Source organism: Micromonospora sp. NPDC047738 (assembly GCF_040642675.1).
Classification (GTDB): Bacteria; Actinomycetota; Actinomycetes; order Mycobacteriales; family Micromonosporaceae; genus Micromonospora.
Map to the genome: position 1 here is coordinate 56,219 of NZ_JBEYSO010000006.1, position 22,723 is coordinate 78,941.

Consider the following 22,723-nt stretch of genomic DNA (forward strand, 5'->3'; position numbering starts at 1 on the left):
CGCGTCCCGCCGGCTCCACGCCGCGCGGGCGCTCTGGCGTGTCGTCGCCGCCCGGGCGGCCCGGCTGGCCGCCAGCGCCCACCAGACCTGGCGGCGGTCGTTGCAGCTGCGCGTGGTGACCATCACCCTGGTCGCCTCCAGCCTGCTGGTCGGCGGGTTCGCATACCTGATCGCCGACAAGATCACCAGCATCCTGCTGGAGAGCGCACAGACCGACGTCGAGCTGCGGCTGCAACACGGCAGCGACTACGCGGGCAAGCAGTTCCGGACCTTCAACCAGCCGCAGGAGGCCCAGTTCCAGGACACCCTCGACGGCACGGTCAACTACCTTGCCGGGGGTGACCCGACCCAGACCAACGGCGTGGTGGTGGCCATCACCGGGGCGGGCGTCATCGCCCGGACGTCCCCGGCAACCGACATCGGACCCCTGATCAGCCCGCAGTTGCGGGCCTCCGTCGCCGCCGGCAACGTCGCCCACCAGATCGACACCGGGACGCTCGGCGGCCGGCGCACCAAATACCTCGTGTACGGCTCGCCGGTGCCGACCAACTTCGGGCAGGTGGAGCTCTACTACGTCGTACCGCTGGACCGGCAGGACGCCGCGGCCCGAGACGCCCGGGCCACCGTGGTCGCCACGGGGGTGGCGCTGGTGCTCCTGCTCGGCCTGCTCGCCGCCCTGGTCACCCGGCTCGTGGTGACCCCGGTACGGGTGGCCGCGCGGACCGCCCAGCGGCTCTCCGCCGGCCTGCTCGACCAGCGCATGGTGGTCAACGGCGAGGACGACCTGGCCCTGCTCGCCGCCTCGTTCAACCAGATGGCGACGAACCTCCAGCGGCAGATCCTCCGGCTGGAGGAGATGTCCCGGTTGCAGCGCCGCTTCACCTCGGACGTCTCGCACGAGCTGCGTACGCCGCTGACCACGGTCCGGATGGCCGCCGACCTGATCTTCGCCGAGCGGGACGGGTTCGACCCGGCGGTGGCCCGCAGCGCCGAGCTGCTGCAGGCCGAGCTGGACCGGTTCGAGGAACTGCTCACCGACCTGCTGGAGATCAGCCGCTTCGACGCCGGCTTCGCCATGCTGGACGCCGAGCCGACGGACCTGGTGCCGGTGGTGCACCGGGTGACCGAGCGGCTGGCCGGGCTGGCCGAGCGGGTCGGGGTGACCATCGAGCTGGACCTGCCGGACCCGCCGGTGATCGCCGAGGTGGACCCGCGCCGGGTCGAACGGGTGCTGCGCAACCTGATCGGCAACGCGGTCGAGCACGGCGAGGCCAAGCCGGTCCTGATCACCCTCGGCGTGGACCAGAGCGCGGTGGCGATCACGGTGCGGGACCACGGCGTGGGCCTGAAGCCGGGCGAGGAGAAGCTGGTCTTCAACCGCTTCTGGCGGGCCGACCCGTCCCGGGCCCGGCAGACCGGCGGCACCGGCCTCGGCCTGTCCATCAGCCTTGAGGACGCCCGGCTGCACGGCGGGTGGCTGGAGGCATGGGGCGCGCCCGGTAAGGGTGCCCAGTTCCGGCTGACGCTGCCCGCCCGCGCCGGCGATCGGCTGACCACCTCCCCGCTGCGGCTGGTGCCGGCCGACGCCCCGCTGCCGTTCGGCGGCCCCCGCGACGGCGGCCTGCTGGCCATCGGCCCAGGCAGCGACGGGGCGCTGGCGATCGGGCCGGCCGAGAGCGGTGACCGGGCCCAGGTGAACTCGTGAGGCGGCGGCTGCTGACCGTGCTGCTGGCCGGCATGCTGCTGCCCGCCGGGCTGGTCGGCTGCGGCATACCGGACCGGACCGAGGTCCTGGTCGACGGCCGGGGCCCGGCGGCCGGGGCCGGCTCGGTCAACGGCAGCGGCAGCCAACCGCCCGCACGCAGCACGACCACCGACGCCAGGGAATACATCAACGACTACCTCGCCGCCGCCGCAGGGGAGCGGGACGGGGCGTACGACCGGGTCAAGAGGTTCATCGCGCCCGAGGCGCGGAGCCAGCTGAAGAAGAAGCAGCCGAGCGGCGATATCGAGCTGACGGTGGTCCGGCCCTTGCCGCCCCTGGAGACCACGCTGCTGGCCGAGGACGTCAAACAGGTCACGGTGCGGGTGCAGCAGGTCGGCGTGCTGCGGGCCGACGGCACGCTCGCGCCCCCGGTGGCCGGGGACACCCAGTACGTGTTCAAGCTGGGCCCCGCGGAGCCGGCCGACCAGGGGCTGTGGATCACCGAGCTGCCGGACGTACTGCTGCTCAGTGACACGGCCCTGGGGCGCTACTACAGCACGCAGACCATCTACTTCTGGAACACCGACCAGAGCCGGTTGGTGCCCGACTGGCGGTACCTGCCCTCGACGTTTCCGGCCGAGCGGCGGCTCACCGAGGTCGTGAAGTGGCTGACCAGCGGCCCGTCCGAATGGCTCGCCCCGGGGGTGAACAAGGTTCCCCCCGGCACCGCCCCGATCAATAACGCCACCGGGTCCGACGGGCGCTGGGAGGTCAACCTGACCATGCCGGCCGCGAACGACGACCGGCTGTCCCGCCTGGCCATCCAGCTCGCCTGGTCGCTGGAGAAATTCACTGGTCAGCTCGACCTGAAGATCCAGAACCAGAAGCGGCTCACGGTCGACCTGAAGCAGGAGCGGGCGGCGAATCCCGTCTATCCGCCGCTGCGGGCCCCGGAGCGGTTCTGTGTCTACGATGCGGCGATCCATCCGCTCGCCATCGGCAACGAGCCCGTCGGCTCGGTGCCGATGGCGCCCGCCGCCAACCGGAACGTGGTGTCGGCGGGACTCAGCCGCGCCGGTGACAAGGTGCTGGCGGCGCTGGTGGTGACCCGGCCGGACCGGAAGCAGCTGCTCATGGTCGGTACCGGCCCTGCCCCGGTGGCCGAGTTCCACAGCAGCGCGAAGCCGTTCCGGTCGATCGGCCGCCCGATCTGGCTGCGCTCCCTCGACGCGGACCACCCGTTCGGCCTGGTGGTGGCCGACGGCAAGCTCTACCGGTTCGACAGCGGCGCCGGGATGAGTGAAATCCTCGTTCCCGGCCCGGTCACGGCGGTGGCCGCGTCGCTCGACGGTCACCGGATCGCACTGATCATCAATGGCGCGCTCTACGTCGTGCCGGTGAGCGTCGATGGCGGCCTGGTCAGCGTGGGTCAGCCCCGCCAACTGGTCACCCGGCTCACCAACATCACCGCCGTCGACTGGTACGCGGAGAACCAGCTGGTCTTCGCCGGCAGCGACGGGCGTCAGCCGGCGATCTACCAGACCACGGTCGACGGGGCCGTGGAGTACGCGCTCAAGCGGGACACCGGCGCGCCGGTGTCCCACCTCGCCGCCTTCCCGGGCGGCGCGGTCGGTCCGCTGCCGGCCATGTCCTTCATGTACCAGGCCACCCTGGCCTACCGGAACAACCCGTTCGAAAAGATCGAGCGGGAGCAGGTGCGGGACGTGGCGGCCAACGCCAAGGCGTCGGATCCGACCGCCCCCTTCTTCCTCTACTGAGAGGTGCCGGTGCGGGACCTGGGCGGGCTCTGGGCGGACCTGACCGACCTGGTGCTGCCGGCCGGGTGCGCCGGTTGCGGCGAGCGGATCCCCGGCCTGCGGCAGGCGTTCTGCCCCCGCTGCGTCGGCGAGTTGACGGCGCTGCGCCCGGCGCCGGCCCGCCCCGATCCGGCCCCGCCCGACCTGCCCCCGTGCGTCGCCCTGGGCCCGTACGCGGGCGCGCTGCGGGAGGGGCTGCTGGCGTACAAGGAGCGGGGCCGGCATGGGCTGGCCCGCCCGCTGGGCGCGCTGCTCGCCGAGGTGGTGGCCGCGGCGATGGGCGCCGCCGGGCCGGTGACCCTGGTGCCGGTGCCGGACACCGCGCGGGCGGCTCGGGCCCGCTACGGCGACCATCTGGACCGGTTGACCCGCCACGCGGCGGCTCGGCTGCACGCTGCCGGCTGGCCGGTACGCGTGCTCCGGCCGGTGCGGGCGCTGCCCCGGCCGGACTCGGTCGCCCTGGACAGCGCCGGACGGGCCGCCGCGGCCGACGCGGCGTTCCGGCTGCGCCGGGCCGACGGGGTCCGGGTCGACGGTCCGGTGGTGCTGCTCGACGACATCGTCACCACCGGGTCCACGTTGGCGGCGGTGAGCCGGATCTTGCACAGGGCGGGAATGACGCCAAAGGCGGCCGCGGTGCTCGCCGCAACGCAAAAGCGACGCCTCGGGTGACGCTTCGTGTTTCCTTTTCACCCCTTGGTGTATGAGCTGTGAGAATTCCCAGGCAGCTTTTGACAACGAGGGGTGACTGCCACGCGAACACGGGTTAGCGTTTTCGTGTCGGGGGTAGGAGGTCTTCCCATCCGCCCCCGGCGGTGAAAGGAGGCGTAGCCGTACGCGACCGGTCGACGCCGAGCGGGGACGCTCCCAGGGCGCGTTGACCGGGAAAACCGGACCGAACGACCGTCCGAACAAGGGAGGTCACGTGGACATCGTGGTCAAGGGCCGTAACGTCGAAGTGCCGGACCATTACCGGGTACACGTAGCCGAAAAGCTCGCGAAGATCGAACGCTACGACCACAAGCTCATTCGCGTGGACGTCGAGTTGTTCCACGAGCGCAATCCGCGCCAGGCCGATCACTGCCAGCGGGTGGAGATCACCTGCGTCACGCGGGGCCCGGTGATCCGGGCCGAGGCCTGCACGAATGACTTCTACAGCGCGCTGGACGCGGCCATCGCCAAGTTGGACACCCGGTTCCGCCGGGCGGCCGACCGGCGCCGGGTGCACCGGGGGCGGCATGCGCCGCTCTCCGTCGCCGCCGCCACCGCTGACCTGCCGGTCGCCGACCTCAACGGGCCGGGGCTGGCGGCGCTGAACGGTACCGGGACCGCCACCGCGGTCGCCGAACGGCCCGACGAGGACGGCTACGGGGAGTCCGACAACCAGCCGTGGCACATCGCGCGGGAGAAGGTGCATCCCGCCGAACCGATGACTGTCGACGACGCCCTGTTCCAGATGGAACTGGTCGGCCACGACTTCTACCTGTTCCAGGACAAGGAGTCCGGGCGCCCCAGCGTCGTCTACCGTCGGCACGCCTACGACTACGGGATCATCTCCCTCGACACCGGACTCTGACCACCCCCTGTGACACCGGCCGAGGAGCCGCGGTGGGCAGCCATCGCGGCTCCTCGCGTCCCTGCGTCGGCCGTGACGCTCAGTGCGTCGGGAAGTCCGACGCGAGCATGCCGAAGATCAGGTCGTCGATCCGGCCGCCGTCCAGTCCGGGCAGCCGGCCGCGCAACAGCCCCTCCCGGCGGAAGCCCACCTTCTCCAGCACCCGGTGTGACGCGGTGTTCTCCGGCAGGGTCCCCGCGGTGAGCCGGGCGATCCCGGGGACGCCGAACGCCCAGCCGGCCAGCAGGCGTACCGCCCGGGTGGCGTAGCCACGTCCACGCCAGGCGGGCAGCAGCGCGTAGCCGACGCTCGCCTCGCCAGCCGCCCGGTCGCTGTAGGACAGCCCGCAGCTGCCCGCCGGTTCGCCGGTGGCCGCGTCGAGGATCAGCAGCCGGGCCAGGCTGCCGGTGAGCCAGGCGCTCTCCGCCAGCCGGCAGCGCCGTTCGATCGCGGACCGGGTCGGCGGCACCGGCGGTGCCTGGTTGGCCACCACCTCCGGCCGCGTGTGCAGCCGGAACATCACGTCGGCGTCGGCCGGGCCGAGCCGGCGCAGGGTCACCAGGCCGTCGGTGAGCCGACCGTCGGGCAGGTCGGGCAGGAGCCGGGCGGCCGGACCGGGCGGGTCGTCGGCGAGGCGTACCCAGGCGAGCAGGTGGTGCCGGCCTCCCCCGCGGCTCGGGTTCGCCGCCCGGCGTACCCCCTCGTGGCGGAATCCGGCGGCCAGCGCGACCCGCTGGCTGGCGGTGTTCTCCTCGTTGGTGAGCAGTTCCAGGCGGGCGCAGCCGGCGGCGAAGGCCGACTCGGCCAGCGCCCGGGTGGCGGCCGTGGCGACGCCGCGCCCGCGGGCCCAGGGCGCGACCCAGTAGCCGATCTCCCACTGGCCGCGGGTCGGCGCCGGTTGGCTCAGGCCGATGCTGCCGAGCAGCCGGTCGGTGGCGGGGTCGGCGATCGCGTACGCGGCGCCGCCGGTGGCCCAGGCCGCGGGGGCGCCCTCGGTGATCCACCACCGGGCGCTCTCCTCCGTGTACGGGTCCGGGAGCCCGGAGATGCCCCGCTGGGTGACCGGATCGGCGCAGCCGGCCACGGTGTCCGCCACGTCGTCGAGGCGGGACGGTCGCAGCCGTACCCCGTTCGCCTCGATCGTCTCCGGCGTCACGCCAGGTCCTGCGGGAGCAGCGCGGCCACCCAGACATCCGGCCGCTCGCCCCGCTGCTGGATGCCGCTGCGGGCGGTGCCCTCGAAGGCGAAGCCCGCCTTCTCGGCGACCCGGCGGGAGGCGGTGTTGCCCACGTTGGCCCGCCACTCGATCCGGGCCAGGCCGAGCGTGGTGAATCCCCAGGCGCAGAGTGCGGCCAGCGCGGCGGGCAGGTATCCCCGGCCGCGGGCGTGCGGGGCGGCCATGAAGCCGACGTCGGCGACGAGCGGGTCGGCGGGGGAGATCCGCAGGTCGATCGAGCCGGCGTACCGGTCCTCGGCGTCGGCGACGGCGTAGTTGGCCCCGGTGCCGCGGGCCCACGCCGCCCGGGCGACGTCGCGCAGGTAGCCGTCGGCGTGCTCTCGCTCGTAGGGGTGCGGGACGCTGGTCCAGCGGACGGTCTCCGCGTCCTGGCAGGTCGCTGTGACCGCCTCCAGATCGCGTTCCTCGAGCGGGCGCAGCCGCAGCTCGGTGGCGCCCGCGGTGGCGAACAGGACCGGCTGCGGGCGGCCGAAGACGGCGGCCCGCAGGGCGGCCAGGGTGTCCGGTCCGGCCGGGCCGGGCTCGCCCGGGGCGGGCACCTCGCCGGGGAGCAGCGAGCCGAGCCAGCCCTCGGGGCGCCCGTCCACGGCCGGCTGGGCGAGCCGCAGCTCGCCCTCGATCCGGAAGCCGGCCCGCAGCGCCACCAGTCGGGAGGCGTGGTTGCCGATCTCGGCCTGCCAGATGAGCCGGCGCAGCTTGCCTGCGTCGAAGGCCCAGCGGGCGACTGCCCGGGTGGCCCGGGCCGCGACGCCCCGGCCGCGCGCCCACGGTGCGGTCCAGTAGCCGACCTCGGCGCTGCCCAGGGCCCGGTCGATCGAGACCAGGCCGCAGGAGGCGAGCAGCTCGCCGGTGGCGGCGTCGCACACCGCGAACTCGGCACCGCTGCCGTCGGCCCAGGCCGCGGCGCTGCGCCGGGCGACGAAATCGAGCGCGTGTTCGGGCCGGTACGGGCGAGGTACGGTGGTCCAGCGCTGGATGTCCGGATCCTGGCAGGCGCGGTACACCGCGTCGGCGTCCTCCGCCCGCCAGGGTCGCAGCAGCAGGCCGTCCTCGACGATCTCCACGGGCTCCACCGGGCCATCGTGCCGGATCGTTCGCGTTCGGCGTAACCCGATTTGCGCCGGGTCAGCGCGCCAGCCAGGCGGTATGTCCGGTTCGCGGCCATGGACCGTCGCCACCAGTGACCATCGCCGCGATGGAGCGCCTACGATGGTTCGAGACTGTCTAGGGGAGCGTTGATCCGTGTCGATTCTGGAAAAGGTCCTTCGCGCGGGCGAGGGCCGCATGGTGCGTCGACTCAAGGCGATCGCGGCCGCCGTCAACTCGATCGAGGACGACTACGTCAACCTCACCGACGACGAGCTGCGCGCGATGACCGACCAGTTCAAGGAGCGGCTCGACGACGGGGAGACCCTCGACGACCTGCTGCCCGAGGCTTTCGCGGTGTGCCGCGAGGCGGCCGCCCGGGTGCTCGGCCAGCGGCCCTACGACGTCCAGGTGATGGGCGGCGCGGCGCTGCACTTCGGCAACATCGCCGAGATGAAGACCGGTGAGGGCAAGACCCTGACCTCGGTCATGCCGGTCTACCTGAACGCGCTCGCCGGCAAGGGCGTGCACGTGGTCACGGTGAACGACTACCTGGCCCAGCGCGACGCCGCCTGGATGGGCCGGGTGCACGAGTTCCTCGGCCTCACCGTCGGCGTGGTGCTGCCCAACCGGCCGGCCAGCGAGCACCGGGCCGCCTACGAGTGCGACATCACCTACGGCACCAACAACGAGTTCGGCTTCGACTACCTGCGCGACAACATGGCCTGGTCGAGGGACGAGCTGGTGCAGCGCGGCCACTTCTTCTCGGTGGTCGACGAGGTCGACTCGATCCTCATCGACGAGGCCCGGACCCCGCTGATCATCTCCGGTCCGGCCGAGCACTCCGCCCGCTGGTACCAGGAGTTCGCCGCCGTGGTGGCCCGCCTGCAGCCGGGCACCGACGGCGAGGGCGACTACGAGGTCGACTACGCCAAGCGCACCATCGCCATCACCGAGCGCGGCGTGGCCAAGGTCGAGGACCGGCTCGGCATCGACAACCTCTACGAGTCGGTCAACACTCCGCTGGTCGGCTACCTCAACAACGCGATCAAGGCCAAGGAGCTCTACAAGCGCGACAAGGACTACATCGTCAGCGAGGGCGAGGTCCTGATCGTCGACGAGTTCACCGGGCGCATCCTGCACGGCCGCCGCTACAACGAGGGCATGCACCAGGCGATCGAGGCCAAGGAGGGGGTGGAGATCAAGCAGGAGAACCAGACCCTGGCCACCATCACCCTCCAGAACTACTTCCGCCTCTACGAGAAGCTCTCCGGCATGACCGGTACCGCCCAGACCGAGGCGGGTGAGTTCAACAAGGTCTACAAGGTCGGCGTCGTGACCATCCCGACGCACCGGCCGATGGTCCGGCAGGACCGGCCGGACGTCATCTACAAGACCGAGAAGGCCAAGTTCAACGCCGTGGTCGAGGACATCGCCGAGCGGCACGAGCAGGGCCAGCCGGTGCTCGTCGGCACGGTCTCGGTGGAGAATTCCGAGATCATCTCCCAGCTGCTGCGCCGCCGGGGCATCCCGCACTCCGTGCTGAACGCCAAGTTCCACGCCAAGGAGGCGGAGATCGTCGCCCAGGCCGGGCGCAAGGGCGCGGTCACCGTGGCCACCAACATGGCCGGCCGCGGTACGGACATTCTGCTCGGCGGCAACGCCGAGTTCCTCGCCGCCAACGAGCTGCGCCAGCGCGGCCTTGACCCGGTCGAGCAGCCGGAGGAGTACGCCAAGGCGATGGAGGAGGTCCTGCCCGAGTGGAAGCAGGCCTGCGACGCCGAGGCCGAGGAGGTGGCCGCCGCCGGCGGCCTCTACGTGCTGGGCACCGAGCGGCACGAGTCCCGCCGGATCGACAACCAGCTGCGCGGTCGCGCCGGCCGGCAGGGTGACCCGGGCGAGTCCCGCTTCTACCTCTCGCTCCAGGACGAGCTGATGAAGCGCTTCCGGGCCGGTGCCGTCGAGGCGGTGATGGAGCGCTTCAACATCCCCGAGGACGTGCCCATCGAGTCGAAGATGGTCACCCGCCAGATCAAGAGCGCGCAGGCCCAGATCGAGGGCCAGAACGCCGAGATCCGGAAGAACGTCCTCAAGTACGACGAGGTGATGAACAAGCAGCGCCAGGTGGTCTACGCCGAGCGCCTGCGGGTGCTCAACGGCGAGGACCTCTCCGACCAGGTCCGCAACATGATCGACGACGTGATCAACGCGTACGTCACGGGCGCCACCAGCGAGGGCTACGCCGAGGACTGGGACCTCGACCAGCTCTGGGCCAGCCTCAAGCAGCTCTACCCGGTGGGCGTCACCATCGACGAGCTGGAGGAGGAGGTGGGCTCCCGGGCCGGCCTCGACCAGGACTTCCTGCTCGCCCGCCTCAAGGAGGACGCGCACAGCGCGTACGACCGGCGCGAGGAGCAGCTCGGCGAGGACGCGGTACGCCAGCTCGAGCGGATGGTCCTGCTCCAGGTGATCGACCGCAAGTGGCGCGAGCACCTCTACGAGATGGACTACCTGCAGGAGGGCATCAGCCTGCGGGCGTACGCCCAGCGCGACCCGGTCATCGAGTACCAGCGCGAGGGCTTCGACATGTTCGCCACCATGATGGACGGCATCAAGGAGGAGACGGTCGGCTTCCTCTACAACCTGGAGGTGCAGGTCGAGGAGCCCGAGCCGGAGGCCGAGGAGGTGCAGCTGCTGGAGAAGCCGGTCGAGATCCGTGCCAAGGGCCTCAACCGCGCGCCGCAGCAGCAGGGCCTGCAATACTCCGCGCCCGCCATCGACGGCGAGGCCGGCCGCGGCGCGCCGGCCATCGAGCGGGCCGACGAGCAGGCGCCGGCCCTGGGCATCGGCAACCCGGACAGCACCGCCCGGCCCGCCGCCCCGTCCGCCTCGGGCAAGCCCCGGCGCCCGGCGGCCGCGGGGATGAACGGGCAGGCGGTCGCCGCCAGCACCGCCCGCCGGGCCGCGCCCGGCCAGGTGGATGCCGGCGAGGGTCCGTCCCGCAACGCGCCCTGCCCGTGCGGCTCCGGTCGCAAGTACAAGCGGTGCCACGGCGCCCCCAACGGCGGCAACTGACCCGCCCGCACCAGCGACGACGGGCCCCGGCCGAACACGGCCGGGGCCCGTTCCCGTCCGTGGCCAGCCATTCCCTTGATCGACTCGCCTTGCGGCGGGTGGCGGTGTCCGGGGTGGTGGAGGGCACGATGTGCGGCATCCCGAGTCGATCGCGCCGGTCGGGCGGACGTCGTCTCGAGCGGATTGCGCAGGCCGGGGCGCAGCCGCCGGCGGCGGGTCAGAGCACCTCGAGGGTGGTGCAGAGCCAGGTGCCGCGTCGGTGCTCGACGCGCAGGGCGATCGCCCAGCTGGCGCCGCCGGCTCCGGCGAGCACGGCGGCGGCCCCGGCGGCCCCGGCCCGCGGCTCGCAGACCCGCAGCCGGCGGAGCTGGAGGGTTGGCCGGGTGGCGTGGCGGCGTAGCGGGCCGACGCGTCGGGCCGCCCGGGTCAGCTCGGTGGCCACCCGGGTCGTGGCGTCGGGCAGGCAGAGCGGCCGGAGCTGACCGGGTGGCCGGTAGCCGTTGACGATCTCCAGGAAGGTGCGGACGAACCGGTGCGCCGCCCGGGTGGCCTCGGGGGTGGCGGTGGCCAGCGCGGCGGCGGGTGGCCCGCCGGTGCGGCGGCCCGGGCCGGTGGGCACCGGTCGGACGTCGGGGGCGCGCCCGTCGGGCCGGTCGGGATCCCGGCGGCGCGGGTCGAACAGGTCGAGGGTGAGTTGGTCGACGTCGGTCCAGGGCAAGCCCTCGTCGGTGCAGGGCGGGTCGATCGGTGGGGCGGGTCGGAGCCGGACCGGGGGACGCGGTGCCAACGGGCGGCGGGTGTCGACCATCCTCAACCCCTGTTCCTTGCGTTTGCTTCCGTTTGCCTCCGACAGGGCCTCGTTGTCGAACAGGGCAGCATCGCCCGTCAATGCCGCTAAGGGGTCGCGCGATCACTCCGGGTCGCGTTCGACCAGCGGGTTGCCGCGTACCCACTCGGCGGTCTCGGCGTACTTGTGCTGGATGTACTCCTCCAGCCGGGCGCGTTCCACCCGCCACTGCCCGCGGCCGCCGATCTTGATGGCGGGCAGCTCGCCGCTGCGCACCATGTGGTAGACCTGCGAGTCCGAGACGTTGAGTTCGGCGGCCACGTCGGACAGCAGCAGGAACCTGGGCTCCACGGTGACTCCCGGGGTTGGCTTTCGTTTGCCTCAGTTTGCCACCAGCAGCCGTTCCGCCCCGGCGCCCGGTGCGGCGATCCGGTCGGCGGACACACCGGCGAGGAACTTCTCCCGGGCGGGTGCGGGGTGTATGACGGTCACGGCGTACGGCATGATCGGCGCCCGGGGCCGGCATCCGCCGGCCGGGCCTGAGCAGGGGAGAGACCGGTGACCGACGAGCTTGTCCGGGTGTACGTGCCGGCGACCGTCCCGCTCCTGGCGCAACTGCGCGAGCAGGGCCTCGCGGTCGGTGAGGCGCACGCGGTCACCCCGGAGCTGCGCGAGTGGTACGCCGAGGGCGACGAGGAGGAGTTGGAGTACGTCGCCTTCACCCGGGCCGCCCAGGACGCGCTGCTGCTGCTCCGGGGCGACCCGGGCGCGCCCCGCCGGCGGGTGGTGGTCTCGGTGGACCTGCCGGCCCGCGCGGTCGGCCGGGTCGGCGGCGAGCTGGGGTCCAGCCTGGTCCGGCTCGTCGGGCCGGTGCCCGTCAAGACGGTCGCCGCGATCCACGTGGACGGCGCGGAGGCGGTCGACGACGTGGCGGCCGCCGCCGAGGTGGTGGCCGAGGCGCAGGCCGGTGACCCGGACGCCCAGTTCACCGTCGACGGCGCCGAGGACCACGAGCTGGAGTGGTACGACGTGACCGAGCTGGACCTGCTGCTGCGCGCGATCTCCTGACCCGCACCCCGGGGGTCAGGCGGCGACCTGCTCGTCCTCCTCGACGGTGCGTGGGCCGAGGGTGCGGCCGAACGCGATGAGCGTGGTGAGTGCCCCGACGAAGAGCACCCAGATGCCGTTGTCGAGGCGGGAGGTGCCGAGGGAGGTCTGGGCCACCTGGTCCGCCTCGCTGAGCGCGGCGGCCAGGTTGAGCAGGTCGCGCCCGCCGATCCGGATGATCACCTCGGTGAGCAGCAGGAGGAGGCCCGGCCCGGCTCCGGCGACCAGGTACGCGGGCCAGCGCAGCTGCGACAGCTCCAGCTCGCCGCCCCGCGACCTGGAGCTGTCGGCCGCGGAGCCGTCCCGGCGGGCGGCGCGGCGGCGGGCCCAGGTGAGGTAGCCGAACGCCACCAGGCCAGCGATCAGCCCGGCGAGCAGCGACTCGGTGCGGGAGACCCATTTCGCGGCGTCGAGCATCGACTGCTGGGTGTCGCCGGCGCCGAACAGGTCGGACAGCGGGTCCCGGGCACGGCTGAACAGCACCACGAAGACCTGCGCGGCCAGCGTGGCGCTGGCGAGCCCGCCCACCATCCGGGCGTTGCGGGCGCCGGCCAGCGCACCGCCGATGATCGCCGCCGCCGCGGTGGTGCCGGCGATGGTGTTGGTGGTCGCGTTGTCGGCGTAGGTGAGGTTGATCGCGACCGCGGCGGCGAATCCGACCAACAGGCCGGTGCCGACGGCGGCGAGGAAGCGCAGGGTGGCCCGGCCGAGCGGGTTGGTCACCGCCAGGGCGACCGCGGCGCCGGCGACCAGCGCGGCGCAGATCACGCCGGGCAGCGCGTACGCGGAGAGGCTGATCGCGGTGACGCCGGCCGCGGCCGAGCTGATCGCGGCCCGGGTGGACCAGAGCATCGCGGCGAGCCAGCCGACCGCCAGCAGCGCCAGCACCACCGCGCCGGGGGCGTACGCCGGTCGTCCGGTGCCCTCCGGGGTGGCCGGCTCGTCGGCCGGGTCGGTGCTCGGCTGCTCCGGCTCGTCGGCCGGGTCGACCACGGGCTTATCCGGCTCCGCAGCCGTGGAGCTGCCGGGCTGGTTGCTCATCGTGTTCCCCTTCGACGGACGCCGGATCGGCCGCGACGGGCCGGGCAGGTCACCGGTCATCCAGGGTACGCGGCGTCCGGTGCGCCCTTCGGGACCCGCCCGCCGGTCGGTGCCGACCCGGGCCGGCGCCCGCCAGCGGGTGGCGGCCGGACGTTCGACAGCGCCTGAGACGGGTGGGTGGGCCCGGCACCGGGGCGGTGCCGACGGGATCCGCGGCCTCCTCACCGCCCGGCCGCCGATGCGGACGGCTGGTGACGGATCGTAGGCAGGAATGGTTGCGGGCTGATGGATCGTCGGGGCGGGGGCGGGGCGACCTACGGTCCGGTGTGTGCCGGTGCGTCCGGGTGTCGGCTGCGGGCGGGCTTCGCCGGGGGCGGCGGGGGTGGAGCGGGGGGTGTCGCATGGAAGAATTGGCCGAGGTCCCGCCGCCGCACCGGTCCGCCGCGCGGTGCTCGGCACCCGGCCGCCCGGTCGGTGCCCGCGGGTCCGATTTCGCCACCGCCGTCGAGATCGCACAGGAGCCGTGATGGACGCCGTGTTCTCCGTACCCGAGCCGCGCAACGAGCCGGTCCACACCTACGAGCCCGGCAGCGCCGACCGGGAGCGGCTCCAGCGGCGGCTGACCGAGCTGGCCGCCGCGCAGATCGAGCTGCCGATGACCATCGCCGGTGAGCAGCGGATGGCCGGCGGTGACCCGATCAAGGTGGTCCAGCCGCACAAGCACGCCCACGTGCTCGGCATCACCGGGCACGCCACCCACGACGACGCCCGCGCCGCAGTCAAGGCCGCCAAGGACGCGGCCCCGATGTGGCGGGCGCTGCCGTTCGAGGAGCGGGCCGCGATCTTCCTGCGCGCTGCCGACCTGCTCTCCGGCCCGTGGCGGGACACGCTCAACGCGGCCACCATGCTCGGCCAGTCCAAGACGGTGGTCCAGGCCGAGATCGACTCGGCCTGCGAGTTCATCGACTTCCTCCGGTTCAACGTGCACTTCGCCCGCAAGCTGCTGGCGGAGCAGCCGATGTCCTCGCCGGGGGTGTGGAACCGCTTCGACCACCGGCCGCTGGAGGGCTTCGTCTACGCGGTCACCCCGTTCAACTTCACCGCGATCGCCGGCAACCTGCCGTCGGCGCCGGCCCTGCTCGGCAACACGGTGGTCTGGAAGCCGGGACCGACCCAGCAGTTCGCCGCGCACTTCACCATGCGGCTGTTCGAGGCGGCCGGGCTGCCGCCCGGCGTGATCAACATGGTCACCGGGCGCGGCGAGGAGGTCTCCGACGTGGTGCTCGCCGACCCGGACCTGGCCGGCATCCACTTCACCGGGTCGACCAAGGTGTTCCAGCACCTGTGGCGGACGGTCGGCGAGAACATCGCCCGCTACCGGGGCTACCCGCGGCTGGTCGGCGAGACCGGCGGCAAGGACTTCGTGGTCGCGCACGCCAGCGCGGACGTGGACGCCCTGCACACCGCGCTGATCCGGGGCGCCTACGAGTACCAGGGCCAGAAGTGCTCGGCCGCGTCGCGGGCGTACGTCCCGCGGTCGATCTGGGAGGGTGGGCTGCGGGACCGGCTCGCCGCCACCGCCGACTCGCTGGCGTACGGTGACGTCACCGACTTCCGCAACTTCGGTGGCGCGGTCATCGACGACAAGGCGTTCGGCCGGCACCAGGCCGCGCTGGAGCTGATCAGCGGCGACGACACCTGCCGGGTCCTGGCCGGCGGCACCGCCGACGACTCGGTCGGCTACTTCGTCCGGCCGACGCTGTTCGAGTGCTCCGACGCCGCACACGAGACCTTCACCACCGAATACTTCGGGCCGATCCTGGGCGTGCACGTCTTCGAGGACGCCCGGTTCGACGAGGTGGTCGCCCAGGCCGAGGCGATCGCCCCGTACGCGCTGACCGGGGCGATCTTCGCGACCGACCGTCGGGTGGTCGACCAGGTGGCCGAGAAGATGCGGTACGCGGCCGGCAACTTCTACATCAACGACAAGCCGACCGGTGCGGTGGTCGGGCAGCAGCCGTTCGGCGGCGCCCGGGCCAGCGGCACCAACGACAAGGCGGGCTCCTGGCACAACCTGGTCCGCTGGATGTCGCCGCGGACGATCAAGGAGACCTTCGTCCCGCCGACCGACCACGGGTACCCGCACATGGCCTGACCTGCTGATGGTCGCCGGTGACGCACGGAGCGTCACCGGCGGCCGGCCGGCCGGGTGAGGGCGTGGACGTCCCCGGCGGACTGTCGTCGGCCGACAGTGCACATCGGACGACCCAACGGGTGGCGAAAACCGGAAATCCTGGACGCCGGGTCGGGCGAAGTGGCAGCTTAGAGGGCATGGCGGAATCCGGAGTCAACCCGACGGCCGCGGCCCTGCTGGGTCTGCTGCACGAAGGACCGATGACAGGCGGCCAGCTGATGGCCGCCGCCGAGCGGCGGCTGGCGCCGTATTGGTCGATGACCCGCAGCCAGGTCTACCGGGAGCTTCCGGTGCTGGCTGAGAAGGGGCTGGTGCGGCTCGGCAAGCCCGGGCCGCGGATGAGCCAGCCGTACGCGCTCACGGCGGCCGGGAAGCGGACGTTCTCCCGTTGGCTGGCGGAGAACCCCGGGCGGGACACGATCCGTAACCCGACCGCGTTGCGGATCGCGTTCGGCGACCTGCACTCGCCGAGTCAGCTCAAGAACCTCTACGCCTCGGCGAACGAGTACCACTCCGAGGCCCTCGCGGCGGCGCGTGAGCAGGCCAAGAACGCCAAGAAGGAAGGCGAGGCGTACGACGCCAGCGCGCTGGAGTTCGCCGTCGCGTACCACAAGGCGGCGCTGTCCTGGCTCAAGTCCGCCCCGGTCGGCGGATGACCAGCCCGGGTAGAGGCATCTGAGGTGAGCGGACGCCGAGCGGCCAAGTACGCTTGTCTGTCGTGACCTCTGCCGACTACGCCGAACAGCTCAAGGAACTCGACGCCACCCTGCGCAACATCGAGGCCGTCCTCGATCTCGACAAGCTGCGCGAGCAGAAGGGCCGCCTGGAGCAGGAGGCCTCCGCGCCCGACCTCTGGGACGACCAGGCCAAGGCGCAGCAGGTGACGTCGCAGCTGTCGTACGTCAACGGCGAGATCAACAAGCTCTCCGACCTCCGCGCCCGGCTGGACGACGCCGGCGTGCTGCTGGAGCTGGCCCAGGCCGAATCCGACCCGGGCACGCTCGCCGAGGTCGAGACGGAGATCACCGGGCTGACCAAGGCCATCCAGGAGATGGAGGTCCGCACCCTGCTCTCCGGGGAGTACGACTCCCGGGAGGCGCTGGTCGCCATCCGGGCCGGCGCGGGTGGCGTGGACGCCGCGGACTTCGCCGAGATGCTGCTGCGGATGTACCTGCGCTGGGCCGAGCGGCACGGCTACCCGACCGAGGTCTACGAGACCTCGTACGCCGAGGAGGCGGGCCTCAAGTCGGCCACCTTCACGGTCAAGGTGCCCTACGCGTACGGCACGCTGAGCGTCGAGTCCGGCACCCACCGGCTGGTCCGGATCAGCCCGTTCGACAACCAGGGGCGGCGGCAGACCAGCTTCGCCGGCGTCGAGGTGCTGCCGGTCGTCGAGCAGACCGACCACATCGAGATCCCCGAGAACGAGATGCGGATCGACGTCTACCGTTCCTCCGGCCCGGGCGGGCAGAGCGTCAACACCACCGACTCGGCGGTGCGCATCACGCACATCCCGACCGGCATCGTGGTCACCTGCCAGAACGAGAAGTCGCAGCTGCAGAACAAGGCCTCCGCGCTGCGGGTGCTCCAGGCCCGGCTGCTGGAGCGCAAGCGCCAGGAGGAGCAGGCCAAGCTCCAGGGCCTCAAGACCGACGCCGCCGGCTCGTGGGGCGACCAGATGCGCTCGTACGTCCTGCACCCGTATCAGATGGTGAAGGATCTGCGTACCGAGCAGGAGACGGGCAATCCGTCCTCGGTGTTCGACGGTGAGCTGGACAGCTTCATCGAGGCCGGCATCCGGTGGCGTAAGCAGCAGCAGCTCAGCGCTGACGGTGCGTGATCGGCCTCCGACGGAACGCGTCGTCGATCTCTGGGTGACCGGCTGAATCGATGACGCGACTCGCTTCGGCGGGGCGTGGGGCTTGGCTCTCCGGTTACACCGCGTAGACTCTCGACCCGTGATTCAGCTTGAGCAAGTGACGAAGACGTACCCGAAGGCGTCCCGGCCTTCGCTCGACAACGTGTCCGTCTCGATCGAGAAGGGCGAGTTCGTCTTCTTCATCGGTCCATCCGGCTCCGGCAAGTCCACGATCATCAAGATGCTGCTGCACGAGGTCACCCCCAACAAGGGGCGGGTCGTCGTCAACGGCAAGGACGTCACGTCGATGCGCTCCTGGAAGCGACCCCACTTCCGGCGCTCCATCGGCTGCGTCTTCCAGGACTTCCGCCTGCTGCCGAACCGCACCGCCTACGAGAACGTGGCGTTCGCGCTGGAGGTGATCGGCAAGACCAAGGCGGTCGCCCGCCGGGTCGTTCCGGAGGTGCTGGAGCTGGTCGGCCTCGGTGGGAAGGAGCACCGCTACCCCCACGAGCTCTCCGGTGGTGAGCAGCAGCGGGTCGCGGTGGCCCGGGCGTTCGTGAACCGGCCGCTGATCCTGCTGGCGGACGAGCCCACCGGAAACCTGGACCCGGACACGTCGATCGAGATCATGCGCCTGCTGGACCGGATCAACCGCACCGGCACGACCGTCGTGATGGTCACGCACGACTCCAACATCGTGAACCAGATGCGCCGTCGCGTCATCGAGATCGAGAGCGGCCGCATCGTGCGCGACCAGGCTCGCGGCGTCTACGGCTGAGCCGTCGCCCCGCTGACGATCCGTAGATCCTGACGACGAACACCTCACGCCGGAGAGCCGGAGGAATTTCCCGATGCGGATGAAGTACGTCCTTTCCGAGGTACTGGTCGGACTGTGGCGCAACGTCACGATGACCATCGCGATGATCATCACGATGGGTGTGTCGCTGTTCATGCTGGGCGGTAGCGGCCTTCTCTACCAGAAGGTCGGCGACATGAAGGACCTCTACTACGAGAACGTCCAGGTCTCGATCTTCCTGAAGACCGACGTCAACGACCAGCAGCGAGGCGACCTTGAGGCCAAGCTGAAGTCCGACCCGCTGGTCAAGGAGGTCACCTACGTCGACAAGACGGAGGCGTACAAGCGCTTCCAGGAGATGTTCCAGGACGCGCCCGACCTGATCAGCGCGGTCAAGGAGGACAGCCTCCCGCCGTCGTTCCGGATCAAGCTGAACAACCCGGAGCAGTACAAGAGCATCTACGACGAGTACAAGACCGCCGAGGGGATCGACACGATCGTCGACCAGAGCAAGCTCCTCGACAAGGTCTTCAACGTCCTCACCGGCATCCAGAACTTCGCCCTGGCCATCGCGGTGGTGATGGCGGTCGCCGCGTTGCTGCTGGTCGCGAACACCATCCAGGTCGCCGCGTACAGCAAGCGGCGCGAGGTCGCGGTCATGAAACTGGTCGGTGCCTCCAACTGGTTCATCCAGGCCCCGTTCGTGCTGGAGGCCATCGTCGCCGGCTTGATCGGTTCGGTCCTCGGCCTGCTGGCCCTGATCGGCCTGAAGGTCGTGGCCGCCGGCGGGTCGATGGCGGCCGTGGAGGGCCTGATCACGCCGGTCTCCTGGTCCGAGATCTTCCTGATGTTCCCGCTGATGGCCGGCGTCGGCGGCCTGGTCAGCGCGGTCACCGCCTGGGTCACGCTGCGCTTCTACCTGCGGGTCTAGTCAGCGCGACGGCTCTCCGAGGGCCCTCCCGCGCCGGAATAAACGGCGCGGGAGGGTCCTTGTCATTCGGGTAGCATGATCCCGCTCCGCGGCCGATGGTCGCGGACGAGTGGAAGGGAGGTGGCGCCGATGCCACGGGAAAAGGGCCGCAAGGTGGTCGCCTCCAACAAGAAGGCGCGCCACGACTACGCCATCCTCGACACGTACGAGGCGGGCATGGCGCTGACCGGCACCGAGGTCAAGTCGCTGCGGGCCGGCCGGGCTTCGCTGGTCGACGCGTTCGCCCAGGAGCGTGACGGCGAACTCTACCTGCACGGCATGCACATCCCGGAGTACACCCAGGGCACCTGGACCAACCACGAGCCCCGGCGTACCCGGAAGCTGCTGCTCAAGCGGCTGGAGATCGACCGGCTGATCGGCAAGACCCGGGAGAGCGGTCTCACCATGGTGCCGTTGCAGGTCTACTTCTCCGACGGCTGGGCGAAGGTGGAGATCGGCCTGGCCCGGGGTAAGAAGTCGTACGACAAGCGCCAGGACCTTGCCAAGCGGGACGCCGACCGGGAGATCGCCCGGGTGGTCGGCCGGCGCGGCAAGGGCATGGACGACTGATTCCTCCCCCGATGTCCCGATCCATGATCGGGCGGGCCTCGGGATGAATCCGGTTGCGGCAGGCGTTAGGCTTGGTGGTGCTGCCGACAGGGGCAGCCCTTCGAGGGGGTGACTGGTTTCGACTTCGTACGTTGCGGCAGGGGAAGCGAGCCGAGGAAGCCGACGTCGTCTCGTGAATCGGTCGTCGGAAACCAATAAGCGCCAAGAACAATCGCGCTGACTTCGCTCTCGCCGCCTGAGGCGAGTAGCAAGTCTGTCGGCCTGGGAGCGCCTTCGACCCAGTTAGCCGGCATCAGCTAGAAGGCTGGCCAAGCGGACCCGGTCGCGGGGTCCGTGCGGCGAGATCAATCAGCGACTGGGCCCGTCACACCGACTCGCTCGCGTGATCGGAGGGGCCGAGTAGAGGCACAGCGAGCTGCGCTCGGAGAAGCCCTGACAAGGCGGCGAAGGACCCGGGTTCGATTCCCGGCACCTCCACCACCTGACCTGTGCGCCCCGGTCCACCCGGACCGGGGCGCACAGTCGTCTCCGGCCCCGTTGCCACCAGCATCTAAGCTGCCGCCTGTGATGAACGAGAAGATCCGGCTCTCCGTGGGCGCCGCGCCCGGCCAGCGCGCCTTCGCGGCGGTGGTGGGTGTCCTGTGCACCGCCTTCGGGGCGGTGTTCGTGCTGCTGCCGGTCTTCGCCGATCGCCTGCTGAGCCGGCTGACCGGCGTCGGCGACCCGTTCCCGTCGTACGACGAGGCGCGGGACCTGCCGCCCGACATGCTCCCTCCGGCGCTGAACGACAGCGCTCCGGCAGGGCCGGTCCGGTTCGTCGGGCTCTGCGGCCTGCCGATCGTGCTGCTCGGCCTCTATCTGCTGCTGCGGGTGCTGCGTACCGCCGCCTGGCTGGAGGGGACCCGGGCCTCCGTACGCGGCGCGTTCGCCACCCGCACCGTCGACCTGGCCACCGCCGAGGTGCGGGGCGGGGCGGTCGCCTACCGGGGCGGCAACGACGCGGTGCTGCGGGTGCCGACCGTGGTCGCCCGTGACCGGGAGAGCGGCCGGCAGGTCACCATCCCGTTGCAGGGCATGGGGCTGGCCACCCTGCCGCCGTACGAGCTGCGGGCGCTCGCCGACGCGATCACCGCCGGCCGGCCCGACCAGGGCCGGGACGCCGACGCGCACGTCCTGGCCGGTCAGCTCCGCAGCATGGCGGGCAATCCGCTGGGTCGCTGAGGCGTTTGGGACAGCTGGGGCCGGTGGGGCCAATGGGACAGATGAGGCGCCGGATGACCCTGGACAGCCCGCCCGACCAGGTCCACCATCGCTGTACGCGGAAGCGCAGCAGCGGGAGGTGCCCATGGTCACCGGTCCGATCCAGCAGCCGTCCACCGTCGTCGCGGCGGGCCGACCGCCCGCCGCGCGCCAGCCGGGACCCGCGCTCCCCGGCGACCTGCACGCCCTCGCCCGGGTGCTTGCCGGGCCGGCCGAGCAGCCGCGCTGGCGGGAGCACCTGGTCGTCCAGCTCGGCCCGGTCCGGCGCGGTTTCGCCGAGCACGTCCGGCTCACCGAGGGCCCCAGCGGCCTCTACGCCGAACTGCTCTTGCAGGCGCCCCGGCTGGACCGGGGGGTACGCCGGCTGACCCACGAGCACGCCGCCATCGCCGCGGCGCTCCTCGCCCTCCAACGCGCCGTCGAGCTGCCCGGCGTGCCGGCCGAGGAGCTGCGGGAACGGGTCGGGCACCTGCTGCGGGCCCTCGACCGGCACCGGCAGCGGGGCGCGGACCTGCTCTGGGAGGCGTACCAGACGGACCTGGGCGGGGAGACCTGACCAGCGGAACCGCGGGCAGGGACGCGCCGTCCAACCGGCATGCGTCGCACGATCGCTCTGCTGGGGTTGCCGCTGCTGCTCCTCGCCGGCTGCGCCGCGCCCGGCTCCGCTCCTGCCGGGCCGTCGGTCGATCCTGCCGACCACCGCTGGGAGGCGTTCCACCAGCGCGCCGGCGAGGTGGCCGACGCCTGGCGACCGGGCGAGGTGTGGCGCAGCGGCTACGTGCCGCTCGAGGACGCCACCGTGCTGACCGGGGAGCCGGGCTTCACCGGCGACACCAAGCAGGCGTTCCTCCTCGGCTGGTACCGGGACCAGATCGCCCTGCCCACCGCCACGCCGGCCGACGGGACGATCCGGTTCCCCGACGGCACCCTGCGGGTGCCGCTGATCAGCGCCGCCGACGCGTACGCACAACTGCACCAGGGGGACCCGCCGCCGTGCGACGGGCGGCCGATGACGCCGCCCACCGGCGGGCCGGGGCCCCTCAAGGACGGCGGGCCGACCATCGAGCCGGGACCGGACGGCCTGCTGCCCACCCGCACGGGGCCGGACAGCCCGGTCGCCACCCACGTGGACACCCCCTGCATTCCGCTGACGGTCACCGGGGTGACGCTGGGCAGCGCCTCGGTGCGGACCAGCCGGGGCGTGGCCGAGGTGCCGGCCTGGCTGTTTACCGTGGCGGAACTGCGGGTGCCGGTGGCCCGGCTGGCGGTCGCGCCACGCGCGGTCGGCGCCAAGCCGGAGGCCGTGGCCTCCACCCGGCCGCTGCCCGACGTGGTGGTGGCCGTGCAGACCCTCGACGCCGTGGACGGGGCCCGCCTGGACTACCGGGTCGGGGTGGGCGCGTGCGACAGCGGCGTCACCCCGCTGGTGCTGGAGCGGGACGACGTGGTGGTGCTCGGCGCCGGGGTGGTCCGGTCGACCGGGATCTGCACGGCGCAGCTGGAGCTGAAACCGGTGAGCCTCACCCTGAAGGCGCCGCTGGGTGCCCGGACGGTGCTCGACGTGGGCAGCGGCACCGCCCTCACCCTGGTACGGCGATGAGA

At 72.0% G+C, this 22,723-nt stretch carries 20 protein-coding genes and 1 other RNA gene; 16 read left to right on the forward strand and 5 right to left on the reverse strand.

Annotated features, from left to right (window positions below):
- Positions 1–64 precede the first annotated feature (64 nt).
- From mtrB to raiA, 4 genes are all read left to right on the forward strand, one after another.
- Positions 65–1,705 carry an MtrAB system histidine kinase MtrB gene (gene mtrB / locus ABZ783_RS12265; protein ID WP_357437158.1) on the forward strand — a complete coding sequence of 547 codons (1,641 nt, stop codon included), beginning with the start codon at positions 65–67 and terminating at the stop codon, positions 1,703–1,705.
- Positions 1,702–3,483 (forward strand): LpqB family beta-propeller domain-containing protein, encoded by a 1,782-nt coding sequence (locus tag ABZ783_RS12270; RefSeq protein WP_357436592.1) that lies wholly within the window; start codon positions 1,702–1,704, stop codon positions 3,481–3,483. The genes mtrB and ABZ783_RS12270 overlap by 4 nt, the downstream gene beginning before the upstream one ends.
- A 9-nt stretch (positions 3,484–3,492) precedes the next feature.
- A complete protein-coding gene (locus ABZ783_RS12275) occupies positions 3,493–4,194 on the forward strand; it encodes a ComF family protein (RefSeq protein ID WP_357436595.1) in 702 nt (233 codons plus the stop codon).
- Between the two features lie 253 nt (positions 4,195–4,447).
- Positions 4,448–5,098: a ribosome-associated translation inhibitor RaiA gene (gene raiA / locus ABZ783_RS12280; RefSeq protein ID WP_357436597.1), complete on the forward strand. Its 651-nt coding sequence runs from the start codon at positions 4,448–4,450 to the stop codon at positions 5,096–5,098.
- A gap of 79 nt (positions 5,099–5,177) precedes the next feature.
- Here raiA and ABZ783_RS12285 read toward each other — a convergent pair whose 3' ends face one another.
- On the reverse strand, positions 5,178–6,293 hold the full coding sequence (locus tag ABZ783_RS12285; RefSeq protein ID WP_357436600.1) for a GNAT family N-acetyltransferase: 1,116 nt from the start codon (positions 6,291–6,293) through the stop codon (positions 5,178–5,180).
- The gene (locus ABZ783_RS12290; protein WP_357436603.1) at positions 6,290–7,447 is read right to left on the reverse strand and encodes a GNAT family N-acetyltransferase; all 1,158 of its coding nucleotides are present in this window, start codon (positions 7,445–7,447) and stop codon (positions 6,290–6,292) included. The genes ABZ783_RS12285 and ABZ783_RS12290 overlap by 4 nt, the downstream gene beginning before the upstream one ends.
- A 169-nt stretch (positions 7,448–7,616) precedes the next feature.
- On the opposite strand from ABZ783_RS12290, the gene secA reads away from it, so the two are divergent.
- A complete protein-coding gene (gene secA / locus ABZ783_RS12295; RefSeq protein ID WP_357436606.1) occupies positions 7,617–10,535 on the forward strand; it encodes a preprotein translocase subunit SecA in 2,919 nt (972 codons plus the stop codon).
- A 217-nt stretch (positions 10,536–10,752) separates the two neighbouring features.
- On the opposite strand, the gene ABZ783_RS12300 is transcribed toward secA, so the two are convergent.
- Together ABZ783_RS12300 and ABZ783_RS12305 are read right to left on the reverse strand one after the other, a co-directional pair.
- Positions 10,753–11,343 carry an Rv3235 family protein gene (locus ABZ783_RS12300; protein ID WP_357437162.1) on the reverse strand — a complete coding sequence of 197 codons (591 nt, stop codon included), beginning with the start codon at positions 11,341–11,343 and terminating at the stop codon, positions 10,753–10,755.
- A 102-nt stretch (positions 11,344–11,445) separates the two neighbouring features.
- The gene (locus ABZ783_RS12305) at positions 11,446–11,673 is read right to left on the reverse strand and encodes a helix-turn-helix domain-containing protein (RefSeq protein WP_357436609.1); all 228 of its coding nucleotides are present in this window, start codon (positions 11,671–11,673) and stop codon (positions 11,446–11,448) included.
- 207 nt (positions 11,674–11,880) lie between these two features.
- Here ABZ783_RS12305 and ABZ783_RS12310 point away from each other — a divergent pair, with 207 nt between their 5' ends.
- Positions 11,881–12,390 (forward strand): hypothetical protein, encoded by a 510-nt coding sequence (locus ABZ783_RS12310; RefSeq protein WP_357436611.1) that lies wholly within the window; start codon positions 11,881–11,883, stop codon positions 12,388–12,390.
- Between the two features lie 15 nt (positions 12,391–12,405).
- On the opposite strand, the gene ABZ783_RS12315 is transcribed toward ABZ783_RS12310, so the two are convergent.
- Positions 12,406–13,470, reverse strand: coding sequence for a hypothetical protein (locus ABZ783_RS12315; RefSeq protein WP_357436614.1), 1,065 nt, complete (start codon positions 13,468–13,470; stop codon positions 12,406–12,408).
- 526 nt (positions 13,471–13,996) lie between these two features.
- Here ABZ783_RS12315 and pruA point away from each other — a divergent pair.
- The 10 genes from pruA to ABZ783_RS12365 all read left to right on the forward strand — a co-directional run bounded on the left by pruA (position 13,997) and on the right by ABZ783_RS12365 (position 22,721).
- Complete coding sequence (gene pruA / locus ABZ783_RS12320; RefSeq protein ID WP_357436616.1) at positions 13,997–15,625, forward strand: L-glutamate gamma-semialdehyde dehydrogenase; 1,629 nt, start codon at positions 13,997–13,999, stop codon at positions 15,623–15,625.
- A 176-nt stretch (positions 15,626–15,801) separates the two neighbouring features.
- On the forward strand, positions 15,802–16,320 hold the full coding sequence (locus ABZ783_RS12325; protein ID WP_357436619.1) for a PadR family transcriptional regulator: 519 nt from the start codon (positions 15,802–15,804) through the stop codon (positions 16,318–16,320).
- Positions 16,321–16,382: 62 nt separating this feature from the next.
- Positions 16,383–17,504 carry a peptide chain release factor 2 gene (gene prfB / locus ABZ783_RS12330; protein WP_357436622.1) on the forward strand — a complete coding sequence of 374 codons (1,122 nt, stop codon included), beginning with the start codon at positions 16,383–16,385 and terminating at the stop codon, positions 17,502–17,504.
- A 118-nt stretch (positions 17,505–17,622) separates the two neighbouring features.
- A complete protein-coding gene (gene ftsE, locus ABZ783_RS12335) occupies positions 17,623–18,303 on the forward strand; it encodes a cell division ATP-binding protein FtsE (protein ID WP_073832794.1) in 681 nt (226 codons plus the stop codon).
- A gap of 73 nt (positions 18,304–18,376) precedes the next feature.
- Complete coding sequence (gene ftsX, locus ABZ783_RS12340; protein ID WP_357436626.1) at positions 18,377–19,252, forward strand: permease-like cell division protein FtsX; 876 nt, start codon at positions 18,377–18,379, stop codon at positions 19,250–19,252.
- Between the two features lie 129 nt (positions 19,253–19,381).
- Complete coding sequence (gene smpB, locus ABZ783_RS12345) at positions 19,382–19,861, forward strand: SsrA-binding protein SmpB (protein WP_357436629.1); 480 nt, start codon at positions 19,382–19,384, stop codon at positions 19,859–19,861.
- A gap of 104 nt (positions 19,862–19,965) precedes the next feature.
- Positions 19,966–20,341: a transfer-messenger RNA gene (gene ssrA / locus ABZ783_RS12350) on the forward strand.
- 87 nt (positions 20,342–20,428) lie between these two features.
- A complete protein-coding gene (locus ABZ783_RS12355) occupies positions 20,429–21,082 on the forward strand; it encodes a hypothetical protein (RefSeq protein ID WP_357436632.1) in 654 nt (217 codons plus the stop codon).
- Positions 21,083–21,206: 124 nt separating this feature from the next.
- Entirely contained in the window at positions 21,207–21,677 is a 471-nt protein-coding gene (locus ABZ783_RS12360) for a hypothetical protein (RefSeq protein ID WP_357436635.1), read from the forward strand.
- 39 nt (positions 21,678–21,716) lie between these two features.
- Positions 21,717–22,721: a hypothetical protein gene (locus tag ABZ783_RS12365; protein WP_357436637.1), complete on the forward strand. Its 1,005-nt coding sequence runs from the start codon at positions 21,717–21,719 to the stop codon at positions 22,719–22,721.
- Positions 22,722–22,723: the final 2 nt, after the last annotated feature.

Bases quoted from the DNA above. Each gene is read 5' to 3' on its own strand.
- ABZ783_RS12300 (WP_357437162.1), bottom strand. From the start codon at position 11,343: ATGGTCGACACCCGCCGCCCGTTGGCACCGCGTCCCCCGGTCCGGCTC.
- ABZ783_RS12315 (WP_357436614.1), bottom strand. From the start codon at position 13,470: ATGAGCAACCAGCCCGGCAGCTCCACGGCTGCGGAGCCGGATAAGCCC.
- pruA (WP_357436616.1), top strand. From the start codon at position 13,997: ATGGACGCCGTGTTCTCCGTACCCGAGCCGCGCAACGAGCCGGTCCAC.
- ABZ783_RS12325 (WP_357436619.1), top strand. From the start codon at position 15,802: ATGGCGGAATCCGGAGTCAACCCGACGGCCGCGGCCCTGCTGGGTCTG.
- ftsX (WP_357436626.1), top strand. From the start codon at position 18,377: ATGCGGATGAAGTACGTCCTTTCCGAGGTACTGGTCGGACTGTGGCGC.
- smpB (WP_357436629.1), top strand. From the start codon at position 19,382: ATGCCACGGGAAAAGGGCCGCAAGGTGGTCGCCTCCAACAAGAAGGCG.
- ABZ783_RS12355 (WP_357436632.1), top strand. From the start codon at position 20,429: ATGAACGAGAAGATCCGGCTCTCCGTGGGCGCCGCGCCCGGCCAGCGC.
- ABZ783_RS12360 (WP_357436635.1), top strand. From the start codon at position 21,207: ATGGTCACCGGTCCGATCCAGCAGCCGTCCACCGTCGTCGCGGCGGGC.
- ABZ783_RS12365 (WP_357436637.1), top strand. From the start codon at position 21,717: ATGCGTCGCACGATCGCTCTGCTGGGGTTGCCGCTGCTGCTCCTCGCC.